The sequence below is a fragment of the Reyranella humidisoli genome, from assembly GCF_019039055.1.
Taxonomy (GTDB): Bacteria; Pseudomonadota; Alphaproteobacteria; order Reyranellales; family Reyranellaceae; genus Reyranella; species Reyranella humidisoli.
The window spans coordinates 2583954-2605064 of sequence record NZ_JAHOPB010000001.1; the positions used below are offsets into that span (position 1 = coordinate 2583954).

15 protein-coding genes are annotated in these 21111 nt (G+C 67.3%); 8 read left to right on the forward strand and 7 right to left on the reverse strand.

All coding sequences use genetic code 11. The features are described from left to right. Positions 1-60: 60 nt before the first annotated feature. The 3 genes from KQ910_RS12415 (at position 61) to KQ910_RS12425 (ending at position 4886) form a co-directional block, all read left to right on the forward strand. A complete protein-coding gene (locus tag KQ910_RS12415) occupies positions 61-1242 on the forward strand; it encodes an efflux RND transporter periplasmic adaptor subunit (protein WP_216960329.1) in 1182 nt (393 codons plus the stop codon). Positions 1243-1246: 4 nt separating this feature from the next. Beyond that, on the forward strand, positions 1247-4405 hold the full coding sequence (locus tag KQ910_RS12420) for an efflux RND transporter permease subunit (protein WP_216960330.1): 3159 nt from the start codon (positions 1247-1249) through the stop codon (positions 4403-4405). Between the two features lie 127 nt (positions 4406-4532). Continuing rightward, on the forward strand, positions 4533-4886 hold the full coding sequence (locus KQ910_RS12425; protein ID WP_216960333.1) for a hypothetical protein: 354 nt from the start codon (positions 4533-4535) through the stop codon (positions 4884-4886). Positions 4887-4946: 60 nt separating this feature from the next. Here the strand turns inward: KQ910_RS12425 and KQ910_RS12430 are convergent, their stop codons facing one another. The 3 genes from KQ910_RS12430 to KQ910_RS12440 form a co-directional block, all read right to left on the reverse strand. Next, positions 4947-6455: a phospholipase D-like domain-containing protein gene (locus tag KQ910_RS12430; protein ID WP_216960338.1), complete on the reverse strand. Its 1509-nt coding sequence runs from the start codon at positions 6453-6455 to the stop codon at positions 4947-4949. A gap of 336 nt (positions 6456-6791) precedes the next feature. After that, positions 6792-7301: a hypothetical protein gene (locus KQ910_RS12435; protein ID WP_216960341.1), complete on the reverse strand. Its 510-nt coding sequence runs from the start codon at positions 7299-7301 to the stop codon at positions 6792-6794. Between the two features lie 105 nt (positions 7302-7406). Next, entirely contained in the window at positions 7407-8636 is a 1230-nt protein-coding gene (locus tag KQ910_RS12440) for a cation:proton antiporter (protein WP_216960343.1), read from the reverse strand. Between the two features lie 200 nt (positions 8637-8836). Here KQ910_RS12440 and KQ910_RS12445 point away from each other — a divergent pair, with 200 nt between their 5' ends. Together KQ910_RS12445 and KQ910_RS12450 are read left to right on the forward strand one after the other, a co-directional pair. Beyond that, complete coding sequence (locus tag KQ910_RS12445; protein ID WP_216960347.1) at positions 8837-10546, forward strand: N-acyl-D-amino-acid deacylase family protein; 1710 nt, start codon at positions 8837-8839, stop codon at positions 10544-10546. Positions 10547-10596: 50 nt separating this feature from the next. Beyond that, positions 10597-11370 carry a potassium channel family protein gene (locus tag KQ910_RS12450; protein WP_216960350.1) on the forward strand — a complete coding sequence of 258 codons (774 nt, stop codon included), beginning with the start codon at positions 10597-10599 and terminating at the stop codon, positions 11368-11370. A 239-nt stretch (positions 11371-11609) separates the two neighbouring features. Here KQ910_RS12450 and KQ910_RS12455 read toward each other — a convergent pair whose 3' ends face one another. Then, entirely contained in the window at positions 11610-12524 is a 915-nt protein-coding gene (locus tag KQ910_RS12455) for a hydrogen peroxide-inducible genes activator (RefSeq protein ID WP_216960353.1), read from the reverse strand. A 126-nt stretch (positions 12525-12650) separates the two neighbouring features. Between KQ910_RS12455 and KQ910_RS12460 the strand changes: the two genes are divergently transcribed. Then, positions 12651-13634 (forward strand): TerC family protein, encoded by a 984-nt coding sequence (locus tag KQ910_RS12460; RefSeq protein ID WP_216960356.1) that lies wholly within the window; start codon positions 12651-12653, stop codon positions 13632-13634. 64 nt (positions 13635-13698) lie between these two features. Here the strand turns inward: KQ910_RS12460 and KQ910_RS12465 are convergent, their stop codons facing one another. The 3 genes from KQ910_RS12465 to KQ910_RS12475 form a co-directional block, all read right to left on the reverse strand. Then, positions 13699-13902, reverse strand: coding sequence for an antitoxin MazE family protein (locus KQ910_RS12465; protein ID WP_216960359.1), 204 nt, complete (start codon positions 13900-13902; stop codon positions 13699-13701). Continuing rightward, a complete protein-coding gene (locus KQ910_RS12470) occupies positions 13899-14684 on the reverse strand; it encodes a hypothetical protein (protein ID WP_216960362.1) in 786 nt (261 codons plus the stop codon). Before KQ910_RS12470 ends, KQ910_RS12465 begins: the two co-directional genes overlap by 4 nt. Positions 14685-14837: 153 nt before the next feature. Further along, a complete protein-coding gene (locus KQ910_RS12475; protein ID WP_216960376.1) occupies positions 14838-16139 on the reverse strand; it encodes a cystathionine gamma-synthase family protein in 1302 nt (433 codons plus the stop codon). 232 nt (positions 16140-16371) lie between these two features. Between KQ910_RS12475 and KQ910_RS12480 the strand changes: the two genes are divergently transcribed. After that, the gene (locus KQ910_RS12480) at positions 16372-18324 is read left to right on the forward strand and encodes a hybrid sensor histidine kinase/response regulator (protein WP_439653321.1); all 1953 of its coding nucleotides are present in this window, start codon (positions 16372-16374) and stop codon (positions 18322-18324) included. 307 nt (positions 18325-18631) lie between these two features. Continuing rightward, on the forward strand, positions 18632-21109 hold the full coding sequence (locus tag KQ910_RS12485; RefSeq protein WP_216960379.1) for a hypothetical protein: 2478 nt from the start codon (positions 18632-18634) through the stop codon (positions 21107-21109). Positions 21110-21111: the final 2 nt, after the last annotated feature.

Consider the following 21111-nt stretch of genomic DNA (forward strand, 5'->3'; position numbering starts at 1 on the left):
GAAGCCTGCAATGCCCGGGGCCGGTCGAGAGAAGGCTTCGACGATTTCCGGAGTTGAATGATGACCCATTGGCCGCGCGCTCCCCGCAACGAGATCGGGACGCCGCTGCGACGCGGCCTGCGCCACTGGGCGCCCGTTGCGCTGGCGGGTTTCCTGGCCCTCGCCGTCGCACTGCCGGCCGGCGCCCAGACCAAGGCGGCCGACAATGCGCCGCCGGTCGTGCTGGTGCAGCCGGCCGAGCTGCGCTCGCTGGCGCCGCAGTCGGAATATATCGGCCGCATCGCGGTGTTCGACAAGGTGGAGCTGCGCGCCCGCGTCAAGGGCACGCTGGGCAAGCGCGAGTTCGCCGACGGTGCCAAGGTGACGGAAGGCCAGCTCCTGTTCACCATCGATCCCGCGCCCTACCGCATCACCGTCAACCAGAAGCGGGCGCTGCGCGACGGGGCGCAGGCCGCGCTGATCAACGCCGACGCGCAGCTCAAGCGCGCCGCCGACCTGTTGAAGACCAACAACGTCTCGCAGGTGGCCTACGACCAGCGGCTGAGCGAGCAGCTCCAGGCCAAGGCGACGCTCGACGACGCGGAGGCCCAGCTCGAGGATGCCGAGCTGCAGCTTTCCTATACCAGGATCACAGCGCCGATCGCCGGCCTGGTCGGCCGCGCTGCCGTCTCGCCGGGCAACATCGTGGGGCCGGACTCCGGCGTGCTGGCCACCATCGTGAACGAGCGGCAGATCCGCGTGCTGTTCTCGGTCTCGCAGGCCGAGCTGCTGAACGTGCGGCGCGACCTGCGCGCGGGCGAGCACCTGCCCGTCCGGCTGCGCCTGGCCGACGGCAAGCTCTACCCCGAGAAGGGCAAGGTCGACTTCATCGACGTCACGGTCGATCCCAACACCGACGGCCAGATGGCGCGCGCGGTGTTCGACAATGCCGACGAGCTGCTGACCGACGGCCAGACGGTGCGGGTCATCGTCGAGGGCAACGAGCCGGCCAAGGCGCTGGTGGTGCCGCAGCCGGCGATGGCGATCGACCAGACCGGCCCCTATGTCTATGTCGTCGACGGCAAGGGCGTCGTCGAGCAGCGCCGCATCACCGTCGACTTCGTGCGCGACGGCATGATCGCGGTGGCGAGCGGCCTCAAGGAAGGCGACCGGGTCATCGTGCGCGGCCAGCAGCGCGTGCGCGCCGGCATGGCGGTCGAGGCGCAGGCCGCGCCGGCCCCCGCCGGCCAGCCGAAGCGCTGATCCCATGGGCATCGCCTCGCTCTTCATCCGTCGCCCGCGGCTGGCCTTCGTCGTCTCCGCGATCATGGTCATCGCGGGCCTGCTGGCGCTGGGCAGCCTGCCGATCGCGCAGTTCCCCAACATCGTGCCGCCGGAAGTAACCGTCACGACCAGCTATGCCGGCGCGTCCGCGCAGGTGGTCGAGGAGAGCGTGGCGCAGATCATCGAGCGCAACGTCAACGGCGTCGAGAACATGATCTCGATGAAGTCGACCTCGGGCAGCGACGGCAGCTACAGCCTCAGCATCTATTTCAAGGTGGGTTCCAACCCGCAGGACCATACGGTCAACGTCAACAACCGCATCAACCGCGCCATGCCGCAGCTTCCCGACGAGGTGCAGCGCAACGGCGTGCTGGTGAAGAAGCAGTCCTCGGCTCTGCTGCAGGTGATCGCCGTCTATTCGCCCAAGGGCACGCGCGACGCGCTGTTCCTGTCGAACTTCGCCACCATCAACGTGCTCGACACCATGCAGCGCGTGCCGGGCGTCGGCTCGGCCGGCCTGTTCGGCGGGCTCGATTATGCCATGCGCGTGTGGCTCGACCTCGACCGCATGTCGAGCCTCGGCATCACCTCGCAGGACGTGGTGAAGGCGATCGAGGCCAAGAACATGCAGGCCGCGGTCGGCCGCGTCGGTGCCGCGCCGCTGCTCGACGGCGTCGACTTCCAGCTCAACATCACCGCCAAGGGCCGGCTCACCTCGGCCGAGGAGTTCGGCAACATCAGCGTGCGCGTCACGCCCGACGGCGCGCTGCTGCGCATCCGCGACATCGGCCGGGTCGAGCTGGGCTCGGCCAACGCCGACGTCACCACGCGCTACAACGGCAAGCCGGCGGCCGGCATCCAAGTCTACCAGCTGGCCGGCGCCAACGCGCTCGCCACCGCCGAGGGCGTGCGCCAGGTGCTGAAGGAGCTGGAGGACCGGCTGCCCGAGGACGTGGCCTTCGACGTGATGTACGACACCACCGTGTTCGTCGAGGCGACGATCCACAGCGTGGTGAAGACCCTGATCGAGGCCTTCGTGCTGGTGGCCCTCGTGGTCTTCCTGTTCCTCGGCAGCGTGCGCGCCACGCTCATTCCCATCATCGCCGTGCCGGTCGCGCTGGTCGGCACCTTCGCGGTGATGCAGGTGCTGGGCTTCTCGCTCAACACCGTGTCGCTGCTGGCGCTGGTGCTGGCCATCGGCATCGTGGTCGACGACGCCATCGTCGTGGTCGAGGCGGTCGAGCACACGCTGGAGAAGGAGCCCGGCCTCACGCCGGCCGAGGCCACCGAAAAGGCGATGGCCGAGGTCACGGCGCCGATCATCGCCATCACCCTGGTGCTGCTCTCGGTGTTCATTCCCACCGCCTTCATGCCGGGCATCGCGGGCAAGCTCTACCAGCAGTTCGCGGTGACGATCTCGGTCGCCATGGTGATCTCGGCGATCAACGCGCTGTCGCTCTCGCCGGCACTGTGCGCGCTGCTGCTCACCCGTCGCGGCGCGCCGCGCGGTCTGATGGCCCGCATCCAGCGCGGCCTCGACGCCACGCGCAACGGCTACCTGCGTGTCGCGGGCCCGCTGATCCGCCGCAGCCTGCTGGCGGTGGGCTTGGTCGGGCTGTTCGCCCTGGCGACCGGCGGGCTGCTGCGCGTCGTGCCCACCGGCTTTCTGCCCGACGAGGACCAGTCCTCCTTCATGGCCGAGATCCAGCTGCCCGACGCCGCCTCGACCAGCCGCACGCTGGAGGCGGTGATGCAGGTCGAGACCATGCTGCAGGGCCAGCCGTGGCTGCAGAACTTCTTCACCGTGAGCGGCAACAGCCTGCTCGACGGGCTGAACCTGCCCAACCGCGCCATGATGATCGTGTCGCTCAAACCCTATGCCGAGCGTCCCGGCCGCGAGATGTCGGCCTTCGCGGTGCTGGAGCGGCTGAACAAGGCGTTCGACCGCGTGGCCGTGGCCAACGTCTACGCCTTCAACCCGCCGCCGATCGCGGGGCTGGGCAATTCCTCGGGCTTCGAATTCGAGGTCCAGAGCCTGACCGGTGCGCCGCCGGAGGAGATCGTGGCGGTGGCGCGCGGCGTCATCAACGCGGCCCAGGCCGCGCCCGAGCTGGCGGGCGTCTTCACCACCTACAGCGCCTCGACGCCGCAGATCCGGCTGGAGCTCGACCGCGACCGCGCCGAGACGCTGGGCGTCGCGATCCCCGACATCTTTGCCGCCCTGCAGACCGCGATGGGCAGCCGCAACGTCAACAACTTCAACATGTTCGGCCGCACCTGGACGGTGCGCGTGCAGGCCGACGCACTCGACCGCCGAACGATCGAGGACGTGAAGCGCGTGCGCGTGCGCTCCTCGAGCGGCAAGCTGGTGCCGCTGCAGGCGATGGCCACGCTCGAACTCACGACCGCGCCGGCCACCATCAATCGCTACAACAACCTGCGCTCGGTGACGCTGAACGGCGCGCCGGCGGCGGGCTATTCCTCGGGCGAGGCGATCGCTGCGATGGAGCGGGTGGCGCGCGCCAGCCTGCCGCCGGGCTATTCCTATCAATGGGCCGGCACCGCGCAGCAGGAGAAGGAGGCGGGCAGCCAGACCGGCTTCGTGCTCGCGCTGGCGGTGCTGTTCGCCTACCTGTTCCTGGTCGGCCTCTACGAGAGCCTGGCGCTGCCGGTGGCGGCGCTGCTGTCGGTGATCGTGGGCCTGTTCGGCGCGCTGGCGGCACTCTGGCTGACCGGCCTCGCCAACAACGTCTATGCCCAGATCGGTATCGTCGTGCTGATCGCGCTGGCGGCCAAGAACGCCATCCTGGTGATCGAGGTCGCCATGCATGAGCGGGCCGGGGGCAGCGACCCGGTGACGGCCGCCACCTCGGCCGCCGGGCAACGCTTCCGCGCGGTGATGATGACCTCGTTCGCGTTCATCCTCGGACTTGTGCCGCTGGTGATCGCCTCGGGGGCGGGCGCGGCGACCCAGCGCGCCGTCGGCACCGCCGTGTTCGGCGGCATGCTGGCGGCCTCCTGCCTCGGCATCTTCGTGATCCCCGGCCTCTACGTCGCCTTCGAGAAGATGCGCCGGGCCGTACCCGAGATGCTGCGCAAGCCCTTTGGAAGCCTGAAGCCCCCGGAGAAGCGCCAGGGCTGATACGCCGCCGAGCGCACGGCGGCTTCATCGGAGTGGCATTGGCCTCGGAGGAGAAGCAGGAGCTGATTGCGGGGTGGGGACACCGCCGTTACGCTTCCGGGCTTGCCGCCTCACCGGGAGATGCCGCGTGTCCGCGAGAACCATCCTCATCACGATCGGGCTTTCGGCCTGGCTGCTGGCGTCGGCTGCGACCTTTCTCTTCGTCGCCTATACGACCTTCTTCGGGATCGCCGTCATCGGCCTTGCCATTTGCTGGATTGCCACACAGGTCGAATTGGATGGGGATGCGCCGGTGGGGAACGGCCTCAACCCGGGATTCCTCGCAGCGCAAGTGCAGGCCAAGCGCGACCTGTCGAAAGAGCAACGCCTCTCCGCGCAGCATGAGCAGTCGCTTGCGAAGCACTCGGCGGGCTTCTTCAAGCTGTTTGGCTTGAGCCTCGTCGTCGTCGGCCTGTGCGGCGGCCTGTACCACCAGCTCTGATGGCTCATGCCCGTCGTCCCGACCGGAGTGAGCCGGTGGAGGGACCTTTCGCTTTCCTGTTCAGGCGCGCGACCGGTGTTTGTGCAGCCGGTGCCGCAGGCGGTCGGCGTGGGTGTGGAGGCGGCGGCGCAGGCCGCGCAGCAGCCCACCCTTGGACGTGGCCTCGAAGATCTCGCCGGGTCCCTCGGGATCGAGCACCTGGTTGTCGGCCAGCCACGTTTCGACCTCGTGCAGGTCGGGGATCTCGTAGGGGCGCAGCGACCGGCCCGCGCCGCGCAGCGCCTCGATGGCCGCGATCAGCGAGCCCTTGCCGTCGACCGCCGCCGCGACCGCTTCGACCGTCACGCCGAGATGCTCGGCCAGCAGCCGGTCGCGCAGCGCGCGGATGGTCGGCGCGGCGCCCTCGTTGCCGGGCACGCGCGCATCGAGGGTGACGTCGCATTCGGTGTCGAGCCGCATCGAACGGTTGTTCATGTTCGACGAGCCGACATGCAGCACCTCGTCGTCGACGATCATCATCTTGGCGTGCACGTAGATCGGCTCGCCGGCCTGCGTGAACGGGTGATAGATGCGCAACCGCGCGTGGCAGTCGAGATGCTCCAGCGCCGCGTAGAGCCGGGCGCGCGCGGTATCCATCGCCACCGGCTCAAGCCAGCCCTGTGATTTGAACGGATTGACCAGCACGATCTCGGGCCCGTCGGGCTCCTCCAGCCGGTGGGCGATCGCCTCGGCGATGCGGCGCGAGGCGAAGTACTGGCTCTCGGCGTAGATGTACTTCCGGGCACGGGCGATCAGCGCCAGATACGTCGCCTCGATTTCGTGCACCGGCGGGCCGCCATCGTCTCCCTCGGGCCGCGACCGGCTGATCGACACCGAGACGTCGCGGAACTGCGCCTCGACCCCCTCGGGCCAGCAGTCGATGCCGCATTCGACCGGTTCGAGCGCATGGCCGCCCGCTGCCTGCCAGCGCTTGCGCGACAGCTCGCCCAGCGCCTGCGCCACCGGCCCCTCCAGGATCGAGGTCGCGTCGTGCCAGGGTGCGTAGGGGCCGCCATCGGGCCCGATGCGGCGCGGGTCGCCGTCGCGATGCTCGGGCGTATCCCAGCGGTTGCTGGTCATGTCGATGCCGCCGCAGAAGGCCAGGCAATCGTCGATCACGACGATCTTGTGATGGTGCGAGGCGCCCAGCGTCGAGGCGCCATCGAGTCGCGTGTGGATGCGCGGATGGGCCATCCAGCGCATCAGCGTGAAGATGGTGGTGCCGCGGAACAGCGCGCGCAGCGCGCCAATGTTCCAGCGCAGCAGGAAGACCTCGAGGTCGGGATTGCGCTTTACCAGCCACAGCACGAAATCGCCCAGGGTGCCGGGCTCGCCCGGCAGCCGCTCTTCGGACAGTTCGATGCGCGCGTCGAAGTCCCAGCCGATCAGCATGATGCGCCGCCGCGCCTTCAGCATCGCCTTGCGGCCGGCCTCGAAGTAATCGCTCGCATCGACGATCAGCCCCGCCCGCGTCGCCGTCTCCCGCCGCCAGTAGAGATTTACGGGCTCCGAATCTTCATTGTCTCGCATGGGCCCATCGTAGCGCATCTGGCGGTTGTTTTGGTGACGACGAGCCCGCTATCGGCAAGCGTGGCCCGGTGCCCCGAACCCGAAGCCATTACATCTGGAGACATGGCAACGACGGGATTGCGCGAAAAGTTCCAGCAGCTTTACTTCGGCGACGACAGGCAGGCCCGCCGGTTCTGCCAGAACCTCTTCGACCGACGCCGACATTGCTGCACCCAAGCGGCGGCTCTTCGGGCTGCGCGTCGATCGGCGTCCGTCCACCGGCTCGAACCTCGCCTTCGTCGGCTATGCGGCCGATCCGGAGCGCGACCTGGTGATCACGATGGGCGTGGTCGAGAATTAGTTCGGCCGGGCGGCGCAGGAGGCCAGTTCCCTGCGGCGGGCGGCGTCTTCGGTGGCGTGCCGGTCGACGGGCGTGCGGTTGCACCAGTGCATGTGCTGGACGATGTTCGAACTCCACCGCATCCCGTCGAAGGTGCAGCTCGATGAAAGCGCCTCGGCAAGCTCCAGCTGCGTGCGCGACCGGGCCACGTACTCGTTGCAGCTCTTGATCTGAACGGTGCCGAAATCTCCCCGGCACGTGGTCAGGGCGTTGCGGCGCGCTTCGTCCTCGCGGCCGCGCTCGCGCGCCGAGGCGCGCTTGCACCAGGCGGCATGGTCGGCCGGCTCGGCGCTCCAGCTCGGTCCTGAAACGCTGCAGCCGGATGCCATCTGGACCTGGCTCATCGCCCGGGCGACGTAATCGGAACAGTTTTCTATCGTGAGGCCGAACGTGCCCTGGCCGAAGGCCGGTCCGGCAATCAATAGCGCGAGGGAGGCGACGCTGCCCGCCAGGGCTCTGGAATACATGCCGTCCTCCACCGTCAGGCGCGCGATGAGGCCGCCGCAATCCGCCCGATGCTGCACGAACAACGGCCCTTCGCCGTGCAAGTTCCGTCGGCCTGAAATCGGGCGTCAGCGCCCGCGGCGCTTGTCGATGAACCGCATGATCGGCGTGACGGTCGTGCCGTGCAGGGTGATCGAGACGAGGATCACCAGCGACACCGCGTTCCACAGCAGGTCCGCCTCCTCGAATGGCGCCCGGCCGAGCGCGAAGGCGATGTAGTAGACGGACCCGATGCCGCGAATGCCGAAGAAGGCGATGATCGCCCGTTCCGGCGTGGGCTCCTTGCGGCCAAGCAGGCTGATCCAGGCGACCAGCGGCCTCACGACCAGCAGCGTGACCGCGGCGAACCCGACCATCGCCCAGTCGGTGTGGCGCAACAGGCCGCCCTCCGCCAGCGCGCCGCCGAACAGCACGAGAAGCATCATCATCAGCAGGCGTTCGATCTGCTCGACGAAGTCGTGCAGCTTCTCGTGGTAGTGATGCCGCCGTTCGAAGCCGCGGAAGGCGACGGCGGACACGAAGACGGCCAGGAACCCGTAGCCGTGCGCCATCTCGGCGAGGCTGTAGGCGATCGCGGTGATGCCCAGCGCCACGAACCCGTCGCCGGTGCGCGAGAGCTTGGAGCGGTTGGGGAGGCGGAAGGTCAGCCAGCCGAGGCCGCGGCCGACGGCGACCCCGACGGCGATCCCCGCCGCCAGCCGCCAGCCCAGGTCGAGCGTCACCCAGTCCAGCCAGGACGCGCCGGCCGGGCTCACCGTCGCGAGCAGGATGGCAAGATAGACGAAAGGAAATGCAAGCCCGTCGTTCAGTCCGGCCTCGGCCGTCAGGGTGAAGCGCACCTCGTCTTCGCCGCCCTGGCCCGGCGGGCCGACCTGGACGTCGCTCGCCAGCACGGGATCGGTGGGCGAGAGCGCGGCGCCCAGCAGGAGCGCCGCGGCCAGCCCGACGCCCAGCAGCCCGTGCGCCAGCAGGGCGATGGCGACGATGGTGAGCGGCATGGCAACTCCCAGCAGCCGCCAGGTCAGGCCGGCGGTCGCCCAGGCCAGCGGCCGGTCGAGCTTGAGCCCGGCCCCCATCAGCGCCACGATGACCACGGCTTCCGTCAGCCGTTCCGTCAGCTTGAGATGGGCTTGGGGCGAGGGGGCCTGCGCCTGGTCGAAGAGGCCGGCCAGCAGGGCGCCAGCCGCGACACAGAAGATCGGCAGCGAAAGCGGCAGCTCCTTCAGCACCATGGGAAGCCATGCCGTCAGAAGCACGATCGCGCCGAAGCCGGCGAGCATCACGATATAGGGGTCCATGATCCTCGCTCGGGACCGAAGTCCGGGGCCGCGAAATTGCGGACCCCAACGTGCGGACCCGTGCGTCGTTCCGCCTTCGGTTCGATACCGACCGAACCACGACGCGGAAATGCCCTGAATTGAGGCGGTACAACCTCACGCTTCTCGCGGAGAATGGCGACCAAACGCACTCGAAGTGCCGCACGCTCCGGGAGGATTGCATGTTCGATCTGATCGTCATCAATGCCGACATGGCCGACGGGCTCGGCAATCCGATGCGCAAGGTGGACGTCGCGGTGAAGGACGGGCGCATCGCCGCCATCGGCCGCGATCTCGGGCCGGCGCGCGAGACGGTGGACGCGGCGGGCCTGGTGCTGGCGCCCGGCGTGATCGACGTCCACACCCATTACGACGCGCAGCTCACCTGGGATTCCACGGCCTCGCCGTCGCCGGCGCTGGGCGTCACGACGGTGGTGATCGGCAATTGCGGCTTCGGCATTGCCCCGGCGACGCCGGCCACGCGCGACACGCTGCTCAGGAACCTCTCCGAGGTCGAGGCGATGTCGCTCGACGCGCTGCGCGAGGGCGTCGACTGGCAGTTCGACGATTTCGCGAGCTACCTCGACTTCATCGCCCGGCGCGGAGTCACGCCCAACGTCGCCTCCTTCTGCTCGCACTCGGCGCTGCGCACCGTGGTGATGGGCGACGCGGGCTCCGAGCGCGAGGCGACGGCCGACGAACTCGCGAAGATGTCGGCGCTGTTCGACGAGGCGCTGGCGGCCGGCGCCATCGGGCTGGGCTCCTCGACCTTCGAGAATCACAACGGCTATGGCGGCATCCCGGTGCCGTCGCGCCTGGCCAGCGACGACGAGTTCCGCGCGCTGGCGCGGGTGATGGCGCGGCACGGCCACGGCGTCACCATGGCGACCTGCGGCCAGCGCTCGACCATTCCCTTCATGGAGGAACTGGCCCGGCTCTCCGGCCGGCCCGTCATCTATTGCCCGCTGCTCGACTATCCGACGAAGCCCGAGCATGCGCCGGGGATCTCCGCCGCCTGCGCCGAGGCGCGCACGCGCGGCCATGCGGTCTATGCCCAGGCCTCGTGCCAGCCGCTCAACATGAATTTCGGCCTGCTGAACGCCTACATGCTGCAGACCATCGCGCCGTGGCCCAAGGCCGGGGACAAGGCGCAGCATCGCGCGCTGTTCGTCGATCCCGCGTTTCGCGCGGCGTTCAAGACGTCGCTGGCCACGCCGGTCGAGGGCGGCCGCATCTTCAACGGCACCTGGCACCTGATGGAAGTGGCGGTGTCGCCGACCGAACCCACCCTGGAAGGCCGCAGCATCGAGGAGATCGCGCGCGAGCGCGGCGTCGATCCGGTGGACGCGCTGCTCGACATCGGCCTCGCCGACGATCTCGAGACGACCTTCATCGTGCGGCTGCTGAACGTCGACGAGAAGCGTGTGGGAGACCTCATCGCGGACGACGGCAACCTGATCAGCCTGTCCGACGCCGGCGCGCATCTCACGCTGTTCTGCGACGCGGGCTACGCCATGCACCTGCTCGGCCGCTGGGTGCGCGAGCTCGGCCGCTTCAGCCTGCCGCACGCCATCCGCAAGCTGACCGGCGATCCGGCGCACATCTACGGCATCATCGACCGCGGCCGCATCGAAGTCGGCGCCTGGGCCGACCTCATGCTGTTCGATCCCGCGACCATCCACGTCAGCAAGACGCGGCGCGTGGCCGACCTCCCGGCCGGCGCCAACCGCCTGATCCGTAGCGCGCCCGGTCTCAAGGGTGTGTGGGTCAACGGCGTCCAGGTGTTCGATGGCGAGGACTATGTGAAGGTGAAGCCGCCCGGCCAGGTCCTGCGCTCCTTCAGCACCGCCCGGCCCACGCTCGCGATGCCGCACGCCCGCGCGGCGGAGTAGTTTCCGCCCGCCCGGTGCCCCAGAAACCGCCGCCATGCTACCCTGAACGCATGGCACTGAAAGGTCTTCGCGAAAAGTTCCAGGATCTCTATTTCGGCGACGGCCCGGAGGCCCGCCGGTTCCGCTACGGGCTGGTCGGCTTCGACCTGGCCACCATCGCGGTGTTCCTCATCTCGCCCTTCGGCGGGCATCAGCCGTGGATGATCGCCCTCGATCTCGCCATCGGCCTCCTGTTGACGATCGAGTTCGGGGTGCGGCTGTGGGTGGAGCGGCGGCCGCTGCGCCACCTGGTCAGCCTCTCCTCGGCGGCGGACCTGATCGTGATCCTGTCCCTGCTGCTGCCCGTCTTCCTCGAGAACCTGGCCTTCCTGCGCATCGCCCGCGCGCTCCGCCTGCTGCGCTCCTACCACCTGCTGCGCGACCTGCGGCACGACTCGAAGTGGTTCCGCCTGTACGAGGACGTCATCCAGCGCACGGTCAATCTCGGCGTCTTCATCTTCATCGTGACGTCGGTGGTCTACGTCACCCAGCGCAAGATCAACCCGCAGATCTCGACCTACATCGACGCGCTCTACTTCACCATCACGACGCTCACGACCACGGGCTTCGGCGACATCACCCTGAAGACCCCCGGCGGCCGGCTGCTCGCCGTGATCATCATGGTGGTCGGCGTCGGCCTCTTCCTGCGCCTGCTGCAGGCCATCTTCCGGCCCAACAAGGTGCGCTTCGAATGTCCCTCGTGCGCGCTGCTGGTGCACGACCTCGACGCCGTCCACTGCAAGCATTGCGGCATCGTCCTGCAGATCCCCAACGAGGGGATTTAGAGTCTTTCCTCCCCATTCAAATGGGGAGGTGGCGGCGTCTTACGCCGTCGGAGGGGTCATAGCGTTGCGCCGCCCATGACCCCATCGCCCCGTATGACGGGGCACTTCCCCATCTGAATGGGGAAGCAATTGATCCTTGATAGCCAAGTCCAAGCCGCACGCTGTCGTCCGGAGCAAAGCCGCCCGCAGGGCGGCGCAGTCGAGGGACCTCTTTTCGCTCCGGTCGGGACGATGGCTTGTTAAAGCGCTGGTCCCGCCAGGATGGCTCTCGCCTCGGTGGCGATCGTCTCGGCGATGGTGCCGTAGCTGTCGGAATAGGCCGAGCCGTCGCGCCAGACCGCGGCGATGGAGCGGCTGGCGCTCCAGCCGGCCATGGTGAGGCGGGTCACCATGTCCTCGCCGCCCACTTCCGAGCGCAGATAGAGTTCCGGCAGGATGGCGAAGCCCAGGCCCGAGCCGCACATCTGGCGCAGGCTGTCGAGACTCGTTCCCTCATAGCCTTCGAGCAGGGTGGCCTTCAGGTCCTCGCAGATCTCGCGGGCCTGGCGGTGCGCGTGGTGGCGGCGATCGAGGCTCAGGAAGCCGATGCCCGCCAGATCGCCGCGGCGCACCTTCGCGGACCGGCCCAGCGGATGCTCGGGCGGGCAGACGATGTGGAGCGGCTCGCGGAACAGCGGCTCGATGTGCAGGTCGCTGCCGGAGACGGGCAGGGGCGACAGCACCATGTCGAGCTCGCCGCGCGCCAGCTCGCGCGCCTGCTCGTCGGGAATGCCCTCGCGGATGTAGAGCCGCATGTCGGGAAAGCGCCGGTGCAGCGAGGCCACGATCCGCGGCATCAGGTAGGGGCCGAGCGTCGGCGTGACGCCGAACCGGATCGTGCCGCCGATGCCGGCTTTGGCGCGCCGGACCATGTCCTCGGCATCCTTCACGTCCAGCAGGATCTTGCGCGCCCGCGTCACCAGGTCCCGCCCGATCGGGGTGAGCTGGACCGGGCTCTCGTTGCGTTCGACCAGCGTCACGCCGAGGCGCGCCTCGAGCGCCCGCAGCTGCTGGCTCAGCGTCGGCTGGGCGATATGCACCAGATCCGCGGCGCGGCGGAAATTCCGGGAGTCGGCCAGGGCGACCAGATAGCTGAGTTGGCGGAGCGTGGTCATGTGCCGTGATAGTCTAAGACTATCGGATTCGTCGTATCAATTCTATTTTATCAATCATCCGCCCGCGTCCATTGTGCCGCCTCACCGACGAGCACCCACAAGCCACCCCACGAAGCGGACCCCCGAATGACCGAGTTTCTGTTCCAGTCCTTTCTCGGCACACCGGTCTGGTTCTGGCTGGCCTTCGTCCTGATGGTGGCGGCGCTGACCGCCTTCGACCTCGGCCTCCTGCACAAGGAGGACCGGGTGATGGGCATCGGCGAATCGCTGAAGCTGTCGGCCTTCTACATCTCGATCGCGCTCGCCTTCGGCGCCTGGGTCTGGGCCGAGAAGGGCGCCGACCTCGGCATGAAGTACTTCACCGGCTTCTTCATCGAGAAGGCGCTGTCGATCGACAATATCTTCGTGATCAGCCTGATCTTCACCTTCTTCGCCATCCCGGCGAAGTACCAGTACCGTGCGCTGCTGTGGGGCATCATCGGCGTCATCGTGCTGCGCGGCCTCATGATCGCCGCCGGCGCCGCGCTGGTCAGCGAAGCCTACTGGGTGCTCTACCTGTTCGCCGCGTTCCTGATCGTGACCGGCATCAAGATGTTCTTCACCACCGAGTCCGAGCCGGACCTCGCCAACAACGCCGCCATCCGCTGGATTTCCCGCCGGATGCGCGTGACGAAGGAACTGCACGGCGACCGCTTCTTCGTCACCCAGCCCGACGAGCGGACCGGCCGGATGGTCCGCGCCGCGACGCCGCTGCTCCTCGCCCTCGTGGTGATCAACCTGGCGGACCTGGTGTTCGCGGTCGACTCGGTGCCGGCGATCTTCGCCATCACCACCGACACGTTCGTGGTCTACACCTCGAACATCATGGCGGTGCTGGGCCTGCGCGCGCTCTACTTCGCGCTGTCGGCCATGATCGACCGCTTCCACTACCTCAAGCACGCGCTCGCGGCGGTGCTGGTCTTCATCGGCTCCAAGATCTTCGTCTCGGACTTTCTCCTCGACGACGACAAGTTCCCGCCGGTCGCCAGTCTCGCCGTCACCTTCGGCCTGATCGCCACCGGCATCGGCTGGTCGCTGTGGAAGACGCGGGACACGGCAACGACGCGGTGAGGGGTGTCGGAGCCTCGATTGATCGGACTAAGTGCCGAGATGAGCCAGAGCTCGCCGTGCTTCACTAGTCCTGCCAGTCGGAAGCCGCGTCAATGAACGCCTGATCGTCTCGCGCGCGACTGATCTTTGCTACTGCAAGCGACTGGCGATGTGCTTCCCTTCTGAACGCCGCCGACCGCACGTCCGGTACCCAGACTTGGATCGACCGCAACGCCAGAGCCTGTAGCTGGTCGCGAAGTCCTTGCGCGTTTGCCCGCTTGTCACTCATGTTCTCAGCAGGGGAGGAATGGCAAACGATGTCATCGATTCGTGTCCATCTACGGTCAACACGATATTTGAATTTGATAGTGGATGAGGTGATAGCTTCTCTCGTTCCGCGATTGTCCCAAGAAGTGCCTCGATGAAGTCGTTCAGATCTGTGGATTTGTTTATTACGTCATCCATGATCTGGCCCATAGCATCTGCGTGGCTAAGCTTGTCTTCGGGATCGTTCAAGCAATCCAATATGCCTTGGGTCATCAAGTTCAATGACATCGTGTATAGTGAAGAATGCCGGGGCGTGCCTGAATAGATTGACATGTCGCTATCGTGTGGAATCCTGGCATACGCATTGTCGATCTGCGCACTCGTAGGATGATGGAAGGCGAAGTTGTTCCGGATCGACGCCATTAGCTCCATATCGGACAGGTGCTTTCGAACTCTCTTTAGAGCGGCTTGTCCCTTCGCATTAAGGAGCGGCAAGTAGGTATGGCCGAATTTTTGACTAAGCACGTGCTTGTTGAGTGCCACGTATCCTTCCTGCGTAGTGCCGATCAAGAGCCGCGCAATTGTGAAGGAACGGCTTTCCGCAAAAAGCTTCATGACGTCATTTGACTGTTCTTTGATCGAGAAGATCAGTAGCCGATAAAGCGTGTTAATCTCGTTCGCTATGTGCCCAAACAGCAAAAAGTTGCGACGCACATCGGTTGGAAGAGCATCCAGCGCACCCTTGTTGATCTCGATCTTGTAGATATTGAGTGGCTTTGACACGGTGGTGGGTCTAACTGGCATGCTGTCCTCCCCACCCGGTAGTATCGCACCTATAAATTTGCCGTGGAACGGGCTGGCTCTATCTGATGAGAAATCGTGCTGATGGCCGAGGAAACATTTCCAGAGCGAGAGCGGCTACAGTCCTGCGACGGGCTGGGAACGTCTAAGTTAAGTCTATCCCGTCACCGCCAACGCCTGCGTCAGGTCCGCGATCAGATCATCCGGATGCTCGATCCCCACCGACAGCCGGATCGTCGTGTCCAGAACACCGATGCGGTCGCGGACTTCTAAAGGCACGCCGGAATGCGTCATCGCGGCGGGGTGGCTGGCTAGGGATTCGGTGCCGCCGAGGCTCACGGCGAGCTTGAAGATCTTCAGCGCGTTCAGGAAGGCGAAGGCTTCCTTCTCGCCGCCCTTGATGTCGAACGAGAAGGTCGAGCCCGCGCCGGTGCACTGGCGCTCGTAGAGCGCCTGCTCGGGCGAGCCCTTGGGCAGCAGGCCGAGATAGTGGAGCTTCGCGACGCCGGGATGGGCGGCCAGCCATTCGGCGACCTGGCGCGCATTGGAGTTTGCGCGTTCCATCCGCAGGCCCAGCGTCTCCAGCGAGCGGCCCAGCATCCAGCAGGAATGCGGGTCGAGCTGCGTGCCGAAGCTGCCGCGCAGCGCGCGGATCGGGCCCATGATGGCCTTCGTGCCCATGGCGGCGCCGGCGATCAGGTCGGAATGACCGCCGACATATTTGGTGAGCGAATAGACCGAGACGTCGGCGCCGTGGTCGAGCGGGCGCTGGAAGACCGGCCCGAGCAAGGTGTTGTCGCAGGCCAGCACCGGCGGGCCGCCCGGCTGTCCCCGGCCGATCTCGTCGGCGATGCGCCGCAGCAGCGCGATGTCGACCAGCGTGTTGGTCGGGTTGGCCGGCGTCTCGATCATGATGACGGAGATGCGGCCGCTCGACACGATCTTGCGGCGCGCCTCGGCGACGGCGGCGCGGATCGCGGCCTCGTTCACGCCGTCGACGAAGCCCACGGCCGAGATGCCGAAGCCCGACAGGGTCTTGGCGAGCAGCGTCTCGGTGCCGCCGTAGAGCGGCTGCGAATGCAGGATCACGTCACCCGGCCGCGCGAAGGCGAGCAGGGTGGTGGAGATCGCCGACATGCCGGAGGAGAAGAGCGCGCAGGTCTCGGCGCCCTCGTAGACCGCGAGCCGGTCCTCGACGATCTCGCTGTTGGGATGGTTGAAGCGCGAATAGACGAGGCCGGCGGCGCTGCCGGCGGGCGGCGTCTTGCGGCCCGAGGCGTAGTCGAAGAAGTCACGACCCTCCTCGGCCGAGCCGAACACGAACGTCGAGGTCAGGAACACCGGCGGCTTCACCGCGCCCTCCGACAAAGCGGGGTCGTAGCCGTAGGACAGCATCAGCGTCTCGGGCTGGAGCTTGTGGTTGCCGATGTGGGTGCGATAGGGGCGGGGGGCGGTCATGGCGTGTCTCCTCGGGGGACGGGGCGGTCGTGGCCGCAGGACGCCAAGAGACGAGCCCCTCAGTGTGGCGAAATGAAGTGAGGGTGGGGGATTAAGGTCGCGCGCCGCCCTCCGCGATGGGCGCGGAGCGACCGGCGCGCAAAGGTTGCACAGTGTCCATTCGCGGACACGATTGCCGTTCGAAGGGCGGGAATAGTGCCGGCCGGGCCGATCCCCTGCTAAAACGCCGGGCATGACGATGCCGGGTCCGCCTGAAGCCACGCCGTTGCCGCGCGAACAGATCGACGAAAGCGCGTTCCGGCTGCTGGTCGAGGGCGTGCGGGACTATGCGATCTACATGCTCGATCCGGCGGGCCACGTCGCGAGCTGGAACAGCGGGGCGGAGCGGTTCAAGGGCTACACGGCCGCCGAGATCATCGGCAGCCATTTCTCGCGCTTCTACGGCGAGGAGGATCGGGCGAGCGGCCTGCCGGCGCGGGCGCTCGACATCGCCTTGCGCGAGGGCAAGTTCGAGGCCGAGGGCTGGCGTATCCGCAAGGACGGGTCGCGCTTCTGGGCCCATGTCGTCATCGACCCGATCCACGATGCGTCGGGCGTTCTGCGCGGCTTCGCCAAGATCACGCGCGACCTCACCGAGCGGCGCGCCACCGAGGAGGCGCTGCGCCGCAGCCAGGAGGAGTTCCGCCTGCTGGTGGAGAGCGTCACCGACTACGGCATCTACAAGCTCGATCCCGAGGGGCGCGTCGCGACCTGGAACGCCGGCGCCCGGCGTATCAAGGGCTACGAGCCGGAGGAGATACTGGGACGCCACTTCTCGGCCTTCTACACCGAGGAGGATCGTGCCGCCGGCGAGCCGCAGCGCGCGCTCGATACCGCCGCGCGCGAGGGCCGCTTCGAGAAGGAGGCCTGGCGCGTGCGCAAGGACGGCACGCGCTTCTGGGCCAGCATCGTCATCGATCCGGTGCGCGGCGCGGACGGCTCGCTGCAGGGCTTCGCCAAGGTCACGCGCGACATCACCGAGCGCCGCGACGCCCAGCTCGAGCTGGAGCGCGCGCGCGAGGCGCTGTTCCAGTCGCAGAAGATGGAGGCGATCGGCCAGCTCACGGGCGGCGTCGCGCACGACTTCAACAATCTCCTGACCGCGGTGATCGGCAGCCTCGAACTGGTGCGCAAGCGCCTGCCGGCCGGCGACCGCAACCTTGCGCTGATCGACAATGCCATGCAGGCCGCGCGGCGCGGCGGCGCGCTCACCCAGCGCATGCTGGCCTTCGCGCGCCGCCAGGAACTCGATCCCGAACTCGCCTCGGTCGCCGCCCTGGTCGACGGCATGAAGAGCCTGTTCGACCATACGCTGGGCCCCGCCATCGTGCTCGACATCGACTGCCCCGCGACGCTGTCGCCGGTGCGGGTCGACACCAACCAGGTGGAAATGGCGCTGCTCAACCTCGTGGTGAATGCGCGCGATGCGATGCCGCGCGGCGGCGTCGTCGCCGTCTCGGCGCGCGAGGTCGCGGTAACGGCGGCGATGGCCGCGTCCCTGTCGCTGAAGGAAGGGCGCTACGTGCGGCTGCAGGTGAGGGACCAGGGCCACGGCATGGACGCCGCCACGCTGGGGCGCGCGACGGAGCCGTTCTTCACCACCAAGGGCGTGGGCAAGGGCACGGGCCTCGGCCTGTCGATGGTGCACGGCCTCGCCGGGCAGTTGGGCGGCCGGCTGCAGCTCGAGAGCCGCGAAGGCCAGGGCACCACGGCGTCGCTGTGGATTCCGGTGGCGGGCGGCGACGCGCAGGCGCCGCAGGCGCCGGTCCCCGCGACCTCGACCCCGCGGCCGCTCTCCATCCTCGCGGTCGACGACGATGCGCTGATCCTGGTCAACACCGCCGCGATGCTGGAAGATCTTGGCCACGAGGTCACGATCGCCTATTCCGGCCGCGAGGCGCTCGCGGCGCTGGCGAAGATGGCGCGCGTCGACCTCGTGATCACCGACCAGGCGATGCCCGGCATGACGGGCACGCAGCTCGTCGAAGCGATCCGCCGCACGCATCCCGCTCTGCCGGTCCTGCTGGCCACCGGCTACGCCGAACTGCCCAACGGCGAGAGCACGAAGGTCCCGCGCCTCAACAAGCCCTTCCTGCAGGCCCATCTCGCCCAGGCCATTGCAGACGTGATGCAGGGGCGGCGGTAGCCGCGTTCCCCCAAGGCTCCGGGCCGGACGGGCAATGCGGTCCCCCAGGTCTTTCCGATGCAGATAGATCAAACACTCGCCTCATCCTGAGGAGCGCCGCCCCTCGAGTACCTCGGGGTAAACTCCACGGCGCGTCTCGAAGGATGGGCAACAAACGCGGTGCTCGTGCCCATGCTTCGAGACGGCTGCTCCGCAGCCTCCTCAGCATGAGGTTGGTGGTGTGATTCCGGGCTACTCGGAAGACCCTGAAGTGACACGACTCCATGGCCGCGTTATAGGCTGCGCCCCATTGCGGCTGCAGGACGGCATGAGACCCTTCAATTTCTACAGTGGTGTTTTCTGCGTCACTTCGGCAACCCTGATGCTGCAGTTGATCCAGACCCGGATGCTGTCCGTCGTCGTCTGGTACCATCTCGCCTTCTTCGTCATCAGCATGGCCATGCTCGGCCTGACCGCCGGCGCCGTATGGGTCTACCTGAAGGGCTCGCGCTTCACCGGGAAAACCCTCTCCTACGACCTCGCGAACTACAGCACGGCATTTGCCCTTTCCGCGGTGATCGGGCTCGCGCTGCAGGTGACGCTCGTCCCGACGTCGCGGTTTGCCTTCACGACGGTCGTGATCTGGCTCGAACTGGCCCTGGTGATCGCGGCGCCGTTCTTCTTCTCGGGTGTCGTGGTCAGCCTCGCCCTGACGCGCAGCCCGTTTCCGATTGGCCGCGTCTATGGCATCGACCTCATCGGGGCCGCGATCGGCTGCTTCGGCGTGCTGGTCCTGCTCAATGAGTTCAACGGACCGACCGCCATTCTCTGCAGTGCGGCGCTCGTCGCGCTGGGGGCGGTGTTCTTCGCGAACTCGGGTGTCGGCGCCGCTCCGGCGCAGCCAGCGTTCCCGGCCCGGATACTGGGCTGGCATCGCGCGTGGCTCGTGGTTCTCGTCGCGGTGGCGGCACTCAACAGTGCCGACACGAGGCGGATGGGCTTCTATCCGATCTTCGCCAAGGCGACGATGCAGCTCGATGCCCTGCCCTGGTTCGAGAAGTGGAATTCGTTCTCCCGCATCGTCGCGACGCGGCCGGCGCTGCCGGTGAGTGCGCCGCAACTGTCCGGTCCATCGCCCGCCTTCGTGCCTACCGATGCACCCGTCCCGCAGAGTGGCATGTCGATCGACAGCGATGCCGGCACGGTCGCTTACGGAATCGAGGGCGACCTCGCGCGCGCTTCCTTCCTGAAGAGCGACATCACGAATCTGGCCTATTATCTGCCGGATCTGAAAAGCGCCGCGGTGATCGGGGTGGGCGGCGGCAGGGACATCCTCGCCGCGCGCCTGTTCGGGGTTCCGAAGGTCACGGGCATCGAGGTCAATCCGACATTCATCGACCTGCTGCGGCCCGACGGGCTGTTCGGCCCCTTCGTCGGCATGGAGAAGATCGGCGGCATCACGCTGGTGGTGGACGAGGCCCGGAGCTGGCTCGCGCGCAGCCGCGAACAGTTCGACATCATCCAGATGAATCTGATCGACACCTGGGCGGCGACGGGCGCCGGTGCGTTCTCGCTCAGCGAGAACGGGCTCTACACGGTCGACGCCTGGGAGATCTTCCTGCGGCGCCTGTCCGCGGACGGCGTCTTCACCGTGAGCCGCTGGCATGCGGCGCAGGACGTCGCCGAGACCGGCCGGATCCTGAGCCTGGCCGTCGCCTCCCTGCTCGAGATGGGCGTCAGGGAGCCCGCGAAGCACATATTCCTCGCATGGCTGCGGCCCGGCGACGAAGGCGCCGGAATCTCCACCCTGATCGTTTCACGGTCGGCCTTCACGGAGGCCCAGCTGCAAAGCCTCGCGACGGCGATCGATCGGTTGAAGTTCGAGCCCTTGATCGTGCCCGGTCGGAAATCGCCTTCCGAGACGCTGGACCGTATCGTCAACTTCACGAACCGCGCCGACCTCGAACGCTTCACGGGAAGCTTTCGCCTCGACATGACGCCGCCGACCGACAACCGGCCCTTCTTCTTCAACCAGCTGCCATTCTCCCAGGTCTTTGCGATCGGGTTCAGCGAGGTCCCGCCCGGGGTCCGCAAGGGGAACTTCCTCGCGACCGCCACGCTGGCGGGGCTCTTCGTGATGGCGCTGCTCCTCGTCCTCGCCACCATCGTGCTTCCGCTGCGGAATGCGTTGAACGATGTCGGTCGACGGCTCGCGGTGGGCGGCACGGCGTACTTCGTGCTGATCGGCGTCGGCTTCATGCTCGTCGAGATCGGCCTTCTCCAGCGGTTCAGCGTGTTTCTCGGTCATCCGACCTACTCGCTGAGCGTCGTGCTGTTTTCGCTGATCCTCTCGGCGGGAATCGGCAGCCTGCTGTCCGATTCCGTCCGCATCGGCAGCCCCCTCAGCTTCTCCGTCTGGGTCGTGATGACCAGTGGATACGTCTTGTCCCAGGCGCTCTGGGTGCCCCCGCTGCTTCTCGCGCTCGACAGCGAGACCCTGCTGGTCCGCTGCCTGGTGAGCGTCGCGATCATTACGCCGGCCGGGTTGCTCATGGGCTATGGCTTCCCGACGGGAATGAGCTTCATCTCGGCGGTCGACAACCGGCCCACGCCCTGGTTCTGGGGCATCAACGGGGCGGCCAGCGTTCTCGCATCGGCAACGGGTGTAGCGTGCAGCATCGCCTACGGGATCGGTGCCACGATTTCGCTGGGGGCGATCTGCTACCTGCTCCTCTTGCCGGTGGCCTTCGTCATCGGATTTCCCGGCACGGCCGCCGGGTCCCGTCGTACTGCCCTGGCGGCGTAAGC